Origin of the sequence: Perlabentimonas gracilis (genome assembly GCF_011174675.1) — a bacterium.
Classification (GTDB): domain Bacteria; phylum Bacteroidota; class Bacteroidia; order Bacteroidales; family Tenuifilaceae; genus Perlabentimonas; species Perlabentimonas gracilis.
The window spans coordinates 1-9,637 of record NZ_JAANIG010000068.1 but is presented as its reverse complement, the minus strand read 5'-3'; the positions used below and the strand labels follow the sequence as shown (position 1 = coordinate 9,637).

General features: G+C 39.2%; 11 protein-coding genes. 7 read left to right on the top strand and 4 right to left on the bottom strand.

The window, feature by feature from the left end:
- Positions 1–289 precede the first annotated feature (289 nt).
- The 3 genes from G8O23_RS16630 (at position 290) to G8O23_RS16620 (ending at position 2,580) form a co-directional block, all read left to right on the top strand.
- Complete coding sequence (locus G8O23_RS16630; RefSeq protein WP_166366943.1) at positions 290–1,753, top strand: RimK family protein; 1,464 nt, start codon at positions 290–292, stop codon at positions 1,751–1,753.
- Entirely contained in the window at positions 1,753–2,211 is a 459-nt protein-coding gene (gene rimI / locus G8O23_RS16625) for a ribosomal protein S18-alanine N-acetyltransferase (RefSeq protein WP_166366941.1), read from the top strand. Before G8O23_RS16630 ends, rimI begins: the two co-directional genes overlap by 1 nt.
- 153 nt (positions 2,212–2,364) lie before the next feature.
- Positions 2,365–2,580 (top strand): DUF3185 family protein, encoded by a 216-nt coding sequence (locus G8O23_RS16620; RefSeq protein ID WP_166366939.1) that lies wholly within the window; start codon positions 2,365–2,367, stop codon positions 2,578–2,580.
- 97 nt (positions 2,581–2,677) lie between these two features.
- Here G8O23_RS16620 and G8O23_RS16615 read toward each other — a convergent pair whose 3' ends face one another.
- From G8O23_RS16615 to G8O23_RS16605, 3 genes are all read right to left on the bottom strand, one after another.
- Complete coding sequence (locus tag G8O23_RS16615) at positions 2,678–3,277, bottom strand: hypothetical protein (protein ID WP_166366937.1); 600 nt, start codon at positions 3,275–3,277, stop codon at positions 2,678–2,680.
- Between the two features lie 352 nt (positions 3,278–3,629).
- Positions 3,630–5,477: a hypothetical protein gene (locus G8O23_RS16610; protein ID WP_166366935.1), complete on the bottom strand. Its 1,848-nt coding sequence runs from the start codon at positions 5,475–5,477 to the stop codon at positions 3,630–3,632.
- Positions 5,478–5,748: 271 nt separating this feature from the next.
- Positions 5,749–6,108: a DUF6567 family protein gene (locus tag G8O23_RS16605; protein WP_166366933.1), complete on the bottom strand. Its 360-nt coding sequence runs from the start codon at positions 6,106–6,108 to the stop codon at positions 5,749–5,751.
- Between the two features lie 508 nt (positions 6,109–6,616).
- Between G8O23_RS16605 and G8O23_RS16600 the strand changes: the two genes are divergently transcribed.
- Entirely contained in the window at positions 6,617–7,846 is a 1,230-nt protein-coding gene (locus G8O23_RS16600; protein WP_166366931.1) for a tyrosine-type recombinase/integrase, read from the top strand.
- 3 nt (positions 7,847–7,849) lie between these two features.
- Here the strand turns inward: G8O23_RS16600 and G8O23_RS16595 are convergent, their stop codons facing one another.
- On the bottom strand, positions 7,850–8,617 hold the full coding sequence (locus tag G8O23_RS16595) for a helix-turn-helix domain-containing protein (RefSeq protein WP_166366929.1): 768 nt from the start codon (positions 8,615–8,617) through the stop codon (positions 7,850–7,852).
- Between the two features lie 138 nt (positions 8,618–8,755).
- Between G8O23_RS16595 and G8O23_RS16590 the strand changes: the two genes are divergently transcribed.
- Genes G8O23_RS16590 through G8O23_RS16580 form a run of 3 tightly spaced genes read left to right on the top strand, consistent with a single transcriptional unit; the run spans position 8,756 to position 9,558 of the window.
- Entirely contained in the window at positions 8,756–9,034 is a 279-nt protein-coding gene (locus G8O23_RS16590; protein WP_166366927.1) for a helix-turn-helix domain-containing protein, read from the top strand.
- Positions 9,035–9,059: 25 nt separating this feature from the next.
- Positions 9,060–9,317 (top strand): hypothetical protein, encoded by a 258-nt coding sequence (locus G8O23_RS16585; RefSeq protein WP_166366925.1) that lies wholly within the window; start codon positions 9,060–9,062, stop codon positions 9,315–9,317.
- Positions 9,318–9,336: 19 nt separating this feature from the next.
- Positions 9,337–9,558 (top strand): hypothetical protein, encoded by a 222-nt coding sequence (locus tag G8O23_RS16580; RefSeq protein ID WP_166366923.1) that lies wholly within the window; start codon positions 9,337–9,339, stop codon positions 9,556–9,558.
- The last annotated feature ends 79 nt before the right edge of the window (positions 9,559–9,637 follow it).

The window sequence follows — 9,637 nt, the reverse complement described above, 5'->3', positions numbered from 1 at the left end:
CAGGAAAAAATACCGACAATAAGGCCTTTAGGCTTTCTTGTGTTTCCATACCCAAAGGTAATAACTCTTCTCCAGCACCTCAAAATAATATTTAGCCGAAAAATCCATAGGCTTACACATCATATCCACATAGAAAACAAAGGTTTAGACCACTGTAAAAAAATAATTTAAAAGAGCGAAACAACCAATCGATTTTGTGCTAATCTTTGCATCGAATCTAACAGCAAAAAGCACTGGTCATAAATCTAATTATCATACACTTAAAATAAACTCTACATATAAGTTATCGATGCAAAACGTACTTATCCTTCTGGATCAACTCTCGATCTGGAAACCTTACTACCCCACCGAGAGCATAATCACCGCATCGGAGTATCTTAAGCACCAATCGGAGAGCGACCCCAACCTTGTGATAAACCTATGTGGTGATATCTCCTACAACTCCGAGGGTTACTACTGCTCGCTGCTGGCCACCGCACGTGGTCACAGGGTAATTCCATCGCCCGAAGTGCTAAATAAGCTAGAATCGGGTGCAGGTCTCCGGATGGATAGCTCGCTGCATAAGCTTTGCCACAGCTGGATTGAGAAGCAAAAGATTACCGATGAGATTTGGCATCTAAACGTATTTTTTGGAACCTGTACCGAGCCTGGGCTCGAAAAAATTGCACGATTTGTATTCGACAACTATCCCTACCCCATTCTTAGGGTTGCCCTTAACACGAAGTCGAAGAACCAGATTGAGGCCATAATGCCACTACAGCTTGTTGATTTAACTGATGAGGAGCAGAACCACTTTGCCGAGGCGCTGAATAGGTTCAACCGTAAGGTGTGGAGAAATCCTCGTACAAAAAAGGTTCCACGCTACGATCTGGCCATTTACCACGATCCCAACGAGGCGTTCCCCCCCAGCAACAAAAAAGCGTTGGCTAAATTTGTTGATATTGCCAAGAAGATGAATATTAATGCAGAGCTGATAACGGAGCAGGATCTGCTCAGATTGATGGAGTTCGATGCACTATTCATTAGGCAAACCACCGCCCTTAACCACATAACTTTTCAGGTGGCACAAAAGGCCAAGCAAGCCGATATGGTGGTGATTGACGATCCGCTCTCCATAATTCGATGTACCAACAAGGTTTATCTAAACGAGTTGCTGGCACGCGAGGGCATATCGGCGCCAAAATCAACCCTAATCTTCAAGTCAAACACCATAAGCTTCGATGAAGTAGCGGGCTTACTTGGCGCTCCATTTATTGTGAAGATACCCGACGGATCATTCTCGCATGGGGTGAAGAAGGTGAAGAAAAGCGATGATTACGAGCAGTTTCTGAACGAGTACTTTGAACGCTCATCCATTGTGCTTGCCCAGGAGTATCTGCCTACCGATTTCGACTGGCGTATTGGAGTGCTCAATGGCGAGCCGCTTTACGCATGCAAATACTACATGGCCAAAGGCCATTGGCAAATATACTACCATAAGAACTCTGGGAAAAGCCGCAGCGGCATGGCCGAGGCCATTCCCATTTACAAGGTACCAAAAGCCATCCTCCGAACAGCCGTTAAGGCCACTTCGCTTATTGGCAAAGGGCTTTACGGAGTCGACCTGAAGATGATAAATGACAAAGCAGTGATTATTGAAATAAACGATAACCCCAGCATCGACCACGGAGTTGAGGACACCATTCTGGGCGATGAGCTGTACTACCGAATTATAAACCACTTTGTGCAAAGCCTTGAGAACAAGCATCAGTGATGAGCACGAAGCTAACCATACGACCCGTAACCGCCAACGATTTGGTTTCGATTTTTGAAATCGAAACCCAGTCGTTTGGCACCGAATCATTTAACAGGAGACAATTCAGATACTTAGCCAAAAGCCCAACCTGCCATTTTGTGGTTGCCGATATTGATAATCAAATTGGGGGCTACCTGATATTAACCACACGCCGAAACAGTAAGGTTCTGAGAATATATTCCATAGCCACTAAACCAAGATTTAGGGGGCTGGGTATTGGTGAAAAATTAATGAACTACACCAAGGATTTTGCTAGAATTAATGCCTACAATGCCATATCGCTGGAGGTGAAAGAGGCCAACACCGTGGCCATTACGCTGTACCAAAAAATGGGGTTCACTTCAATTAGTAAAAAAATGGACTACTACGATGAGGGCGAAAACGCTTTAGTTATGCGGTTAACCTGTAAGGTGTAAGTTAACTCGAAACAATGAGTTACGTCCAACACAAAAAAGTGTAGCATTACAATGAAATCTATTCGGGATTACGAATTATCCTGCTAAGTTTGTATAATTGCCTCCAGTAATTAGCAACATAAAACCAAGTTTAACCCATAAACCCAAATTGCTATGAAGAGTAAAGTTTTTGTTGGCATCTTGCTATTAGTAGTAGGACTTGTGATAGTGTACTGGGCATACAACCACTCGCCCCACGCAGGACTAGGAAACATAGTGATTAATGAGCTTTCGGGATCGTTCACCCTAAGCAAGCCTGCTTATGCGGGTGTAACCATTGGAGGGATTATTATTGCCGTTCTGGGATTGTACAAGATATTCAAGAAGTAGGTAACATCGCTACCGAAAAACCACAGTATGAAACTGTGTGGCACCGAGAAAATTATTGAGCCGAGGCTGCAGCCTCGGCTAAACTAAGGTTTCCCTTCTATTTTTTCTTTCCGTCCCAATCACCAGAGGTTGGCTCTGCATCGTTGTAACTCCACTTCCCGGTGAAGGACGATAAATCGTCGTTAAATTCAAACCTAATCCTTCCTTTTGCATTCGTTTGGGTCCAAGTACCCGTTAGCACTTTTCCAGTTAACGTACCGCTAATCTTCCCGTTATTGAGTTTATACGATCCGGTTACCTGGTTGCCCGACTGGCTCAGGGTCATATCGCCCCATTTTGTTGAATAATCCCCAGAGACATTAACTTTAATCAACACCTCTTTGGTCCCATTCCATTGACCCGAAGTTGGTTCGGCATCATTATAGCTCCACTTTCCTGAAAAAGAAGTGAACTCGTCGTTAAACTCAAATATTATCCTTCCCTTACCATTGTTTTGGGTCCAGGTACCAGTAAGGGTTGTTCCGTCAAGCGTTCCTTTAATCTGTCCGTTATTATGCTTATACGTACCGGTTATCTGGTTGCCCGATTGGTGCAGGGTCATCTCGCCCCAGGCTGTTTGATACGTTCCGCTAATACTTTGGGCAACACAAAGCTTTAGGAACATCAATAGCAAAATAGTAGTAAATAGCTTTTTCATCGGTCAACATTTTTGTTAATAGTTAGAACTCACTATATATTAACCTGCATCTACAAATCAAGATGGTTTATTCACCCTAGCCTTATGGGTAGGGTGATTCTCGACAGCAATACTGTACTTATCAAAAAAGAACAAACATTCGGTTTTAAAGATAAAAAAATAACATAAACGAGCAGCTTAAATGAGTGTTAAGGTTGCGAGCATATTCTTTTCGCAAATACTGGTTAACAGCAAAACACGAGAATACATTACGTAATAATAAGAGGTATTTGCATATAATAATTGAGCCGAGGATGGTGCCTCGGCTCAATAATAAGATATAATAATATGCAATCATTGACAAGCCTAGTCCCTAATTGTATTTGAACTTTTTGGTACTTGTAGTAATATTGAGACCAGGCAGAACATAGTTAACATTAAACATCAGGTTACAGTTTGTAAACCAAGTTATAAACAACTCTAAATCTTCCCCTTGTACCCTTCTTATATAATCCCTCAGGTTATGATAGTCCTGGCTAGCAATGAGACCAATAGCGTGAATGAAGTCATGTCGTCTTCCTGAATTTGAGCTACTTAATGGAATTGGAGCCGCACCCTGCTCAATAAGTTCAGGAGTTAAGTAACCTGGGTGGTTCGCCCCATAACTACTACTTACATAACCTGTATTATACCTTGGTGGTATTCCCATATGTTCAGGAGTTCTCCACGTCAAGGCCTGTGGGTACACCAACAACTTATCATAAAGCGTTTTATAATCCTGAACTTGAAAAATAGAACTTTCATCGGGCAGTATCTCCATCCGTATTAAGCCAGTGTTGTATTCAAGTCTATTCGTTTCTGTTTGAGCCTCCCAATAATCGAAAGGTTCGGTAAAAGGGTAAACAGCAAGACCCTGAACGTGAATACCTGTAGTTATGATTTGAAGATACGAAAAAGTATCAGTATAGTCATTGAACTTACTTAGCGCATCGTTAAACTTGCTTGTTCTAAAAAAGTAGGAGTAGTAGCTCAAGGGAGATGATCCGCTTGAGGGGTTAGACAGCAGGGAAATCTTGTAAACAACCTCGTTATCCAGAAAGCCGGTGGGCATATTGTACTCGAAATACAACGAGTCGGGCACGTATGAGCAGGCAACATCAACGTACTCCTCCGATGCATGGTTCGTAATCCTCACCATATAATCATTCCCCTTGCTCCTTTTGCTATCCAAAGCAATTGCCTCGGGCAGTTTTGTAAACCTCAGATACCCCTTAGGGTACTCATCCTTTAAAAAGTGATACTGATTTAACGCTGGGTAGGAGTACTTCAGCAATAAATCGATTTCGCTGTTTAAAAGGCGAGTTTCATACACTGCTTTATAACTAATCCTTTTACCTATCTCAACCCATGGCGAATCCTTGGCTTTTAGTTCAAAAAAAAGCTCAACATTTACTGTATACTTCTTTTCTTCTTGCAGTTCTTGCTCTATTGAAATAATAACATCACTATTATCAGTGCTACACCCTGTTTCAATCACAAGATCATCGTTATCGCTAAAAACTACATTATTAACAACAAGCCGAACTTCTGCATTTGGATTAACATGAACAGGAGTTGCAATCGGGAAGTTGGCTCTTAACAACAGCGTTTGAAGTGTAGGAAAAATAAATTTACCATTGAATTTATCGGTTAGGTCTATAAAACTCACACCTACTGGGTTACTAATTGTCGAGTTAAAACTAAAATTAAAAGTTCGCGTCTCTCTAATTAATTCTCCAAAAATCCCTTTGACCTCTATCCAATCATCATCAAAAACCTCAAGCGTAACAGTTATATTCATTTTAACCATTTCGAAATATCCCTCTGAATCCCTTGGCCAAAGGCCTGATAATGGGTAAAAAACCAATGAGTCATTATTATAGACCATCATCTCAACATCAACTTTTGGATCGGACAAACACTCAAGGGTGTATGAAAGCCTAAAGTCATTATTCTTTTCATCAATATCCTCCAATCGAAAAAGGGTATCGATTGGATAAGAAAACTTTATTGACAAAGCGCTATAGGCTTGTTTAGGCAAGTTTATTGAATTAATAAAGGTAGGGTTTTTCCACTCCAAACTATAGTCTGTGGGTTTGTCAACGTTGTCATCTTCTTTTTTACATGATGTAAAACACAATAGCATTGAGAATAGAAGGATACAGGGTCTTTGTAGTTTCATTGTTCCAAGCATTTATTAGTCAATCAAAACCGAGTTGATGTTATTAGGGTGACAAACAGATTAATTAGCCATAAAGTTAAAAAAATAACACTAGGAAGTTGTATGAAAAGACCACTATAGTTGCGAGCATATTGTTCTCCCAAATGTTGGTTAACAGCAAAGATCACAGCAACATTACGCAATTGTGAAAGGTGTTTGCATATAAAAAATTGGCTAGAATAAATATCCGAGGCTACAGCCTCAGCTATTTTGTGCACTACGACTCCAATAGCTAGAAGAACTCAACCACATGGCCCGATACCGTAACCTTGTATTTGCTCACAAAGGGGAAAATCGATCGCTTAATCTCAACGGTTTCGTTAACAATTGCTCTAGAAGTGCCCACAATATTTGCCTTAGCCAGCATACTCGCTCTGGCTTCGGATATCATGGCATTTCTTGCTAATCCACCTATACCAAATATATATCGTGCTTCCGACTCGCCCCTAACGCTCTCAACAACCCGAAAGTTTTTTTGGGATAACACCACTTCGGTGGTGTGGTTGTTCTGATTTGTAGTAAGGCCATTGTGAAAAGCGCAACCGGAAAGCATAAACATTGCAACAATAAATACTAACGCTAGCTTCTTCATAGATTAAATTCAATTTAGGGATTTCCTACTCGTATGGCTTTTCGGTTTCGCCCCGTTTTTATTGGTATCTGGTCTCCAAGTTTAACCGTACAAACAACTGTGTTGAATCTTTTGGCAAAAACAAAAAACAAGCCAAGGTGAGATGGGTCAAAAATGTTGTAAAACAATATGGCTCTCAAAATACCCAAAGCTAACCTATGATTTCATCGTATGGTGTAACTTAGGATTCCTTGACCACTCTTTCCCTTGCAGTCTAAATCTGCCAAGTAAAATGCAACACCCCAAAACACCTCCATAAACAAAAAACAAAAAACCCCATGAAAACAATGTTTTCATGGGGCTTTCTGTTGACCTACAAGTTATCGAAACAATGTTTCCTGTTACACCCAAAACATACTAAGTGTTTTTATTTTAAGGGCTTTCGAAATGTGATGTTAACCAATATTTTCAGAATTATGTATATTTGAACAACTTTTTGACCCTAATTTTGCCCCTAACTTTATGCTATATGATTAAAGCAAATATCAATATTTACCTAAAAAAAGAGAACCCCGACCAGGATGGCAAAGTTCATTTGTATGGCCAAGTAACCTACGATGGGCGAAAGATACGAAAGAACCTTTGCAAAGTCAAGCCAAAGTACTGGAATAGAAAAAGTCAAACATTCAAGTCTGGGGACAAGCCCAAAGCAGTAAACAGTGAGATTACTTCTAACCAGAAAATAATTAGCCGATTCAATGAGCATATCAAAAACTTCTTTACCGATGCTAATTATAATGGCATAACGCCAACCTTTGATGAGGTAAAATTGCATGTTTTATCTGAACCGAACGACAAATCAAAAGACAGTATTACCCTCAAGTTGGCCTTTGAAGAGTTTATAGAACAAAAGGCCAACCCAAACACCAAGAAAACAGTAAGAGCGGTTTACAATTTCCTACTGGGATTTGAGAAGAACACAGGCAATAACCTATCGTACGAAAATTTAACCATCAATCTTTACGATAAGCTGAAAGACTATGCTTACAAGGTGGAGAAAATTTCGAATAACTACTTTGCCAACATAACCAAATACATAAAAGCCTTTTTAACCTGGTCCCACAAGCGAGATTATTATCACGGCACGCTACAGCACAATATTAAGAAGCAGGAAAAACCCAAAACCATTGTTTACCTAACCGAAAAGGAGCTGGATTTACTGTATAGCTACAAGTTCGACAATGTAACCCACGGCAAGATTAGGGATATTTTCTGTTTTGGCTGCTACACCGGGTTAAGAATATCGGATTTGCAAACCCTAACCCACAATCACATTGCGGACGGTATGATAGTAAAAACAACCGTAAAAACTAACGAGGAGGTTATAATAGCCCTAACAGAAAAACCTTTGGAAATATTAGAACGGTATAAAGACAAACCCTTGCTTGCCCTACCCAAATTTGAGGAGCAGTACATTAACCGCCAGCTTAAAGAGATTTGCAAAATAGCAGGCATTAACCAGCCCACCATAGTACTAAAACATATTGGCGACAAGCCCACTGAAGAACAGAAGCCCAAATACGAGCTAATAACCATGCATGTAAGCCGCAAAACTTTTATAAACCATTGCGTGAGGCTAAAAATAGCCATGCACATACTAAGGCGAATGACAGGGCTCACAAGCGATAGCGAGCTAACAAAGTACTATAAAATTGGACCTGAGCAAATAAAAGAGGAGATGAAGAAATGGGATAGCTAAACCTTAACCTTGTTCTTTAGACTTTTTGTATTCTAACCAAATACCATAATCAAAAACAGAGTTTAGTACCCTAATATCCTTCTCATTTCTTTCAATAAACGAATAAATTAAATCATTGCTAAAAAAGGAGTAATGTAGTTTTTTCTCAAAAAAACTATGCCATTCACTTAATAACCTAGATAAATTTTTATCATCCTTTTCAAACGTGTACTTCATTACAATATCACCCAATACATCTGGATTATCTTCGAACAAAAGTAAATCGAAAAAATCCTTATACTGGCTTTTTAATTTTTCTAAGTTGTATATCTGAATAAAATCTAAAAACCAAGCGAAAGCAATATTGTCTCTTTTTTCTCCTTTTAAAAACGCCCTTAGAAATGAATAAAAAACAACACTTGAGTCTCTGCTTAAATTTAATAACCCTGCGACACTATAAAGCAATTCAATTTTGAGAACCGCTAAAGCCTGATGAATTTGGCGATATTCCTTAGACCAAACAAACTCCTCTTCTTGAATCTCTTGATCTAAAAACGACTTATCTGTTATTTCTAACAACTCACTAACAGAATCACCTTTAAAAAAAAAATAATTGATATCTACCTTGAGAATGTCGGCAATTTGCTGCAATCGTTCTACAGACATAGAGGTAATCCCTCTTTCATACTTAGAATAACTAACCAAATTAATACCAAGTTTATTCGCCATATCTTTCTGACTTAACTGGCGATGCCTCCTTAGCTTTATTATACGCTTAACAACTGTTTCCATACTGCAAATATATATAATATTCAAACTTTTAGGCTGTTCAAAGTCTGTTGAAATGTTTTTATATGTATTTATTTGTTAATATATATTTTTGTGCTATATTTGCAATAGTCTTTAAGTATTCATTTAGCATATTAAACTATGAAAACAATCCTACAAATCGAAAACATGACCCGAGATGAGCTAGAGAGCCTTATCTCTAAGGGGCAAACCCAGCAAAGCAACGGCAATGAGGGCAAATTGGCCGAAAAGCCATTAAGCTCAAGAGAGCTAGCCACAAGGCTAGATGTTACCAACCAAACGCTTGTGCGCTGGAGGCAACAAGGCTTGTTGCCATACTATGGCCACGGCAAGCATATATTCCACTTCTGGAGTGAGGTGGTAGATGCACTAAGGCAACATCCTAAGCTAAACAAATAGAATTTTAACTCAAAAAAACATCATCATGAAAACAAAAAAAGCTATTCAAATCGAAGGTCAACGGTTAGAGATGGGAAGACTTCGGAATATTATGGCCAGTCAAGAAACCGAAACCATTAAGAAGAGGGAAGCACAAGAAAAGTATATGCAGCTTAATGCTGATATATTAAATAACGCGAAGAACTTCCCTAACCTATCGGTAAAAATCGATGAAGAAAAGTTTAAAGTTACCGATGTGCAAGTTGATATTCTCCGAGACTTCGTTAAGCAAAAAAAATTCTAATCTTAATAAAACACACACCATGAACACAAAAAACAAATTTTTTGCCGATTTCTTTATCAATGAGCTAGATAATTTGAGTAGAAAAATAAAGGAATTTGGCGAGGGCGATGAATCCTTGTTTGGCCAAGAGACTGATGACGATATCATCCTTTCCAGTATCCAGTATATCGAGGAACAGTGGGAAAATTGCGTCAACCGAAAAGCAGAAGAGGGCTATCCTGTTTGTTTTAACCCTAAATAACCAAGCATTTTTTTTACAATTTTATTATTTATTTTTACCAACGGACAAACGACCGATGGTGACTGTTATACCGAAGGTT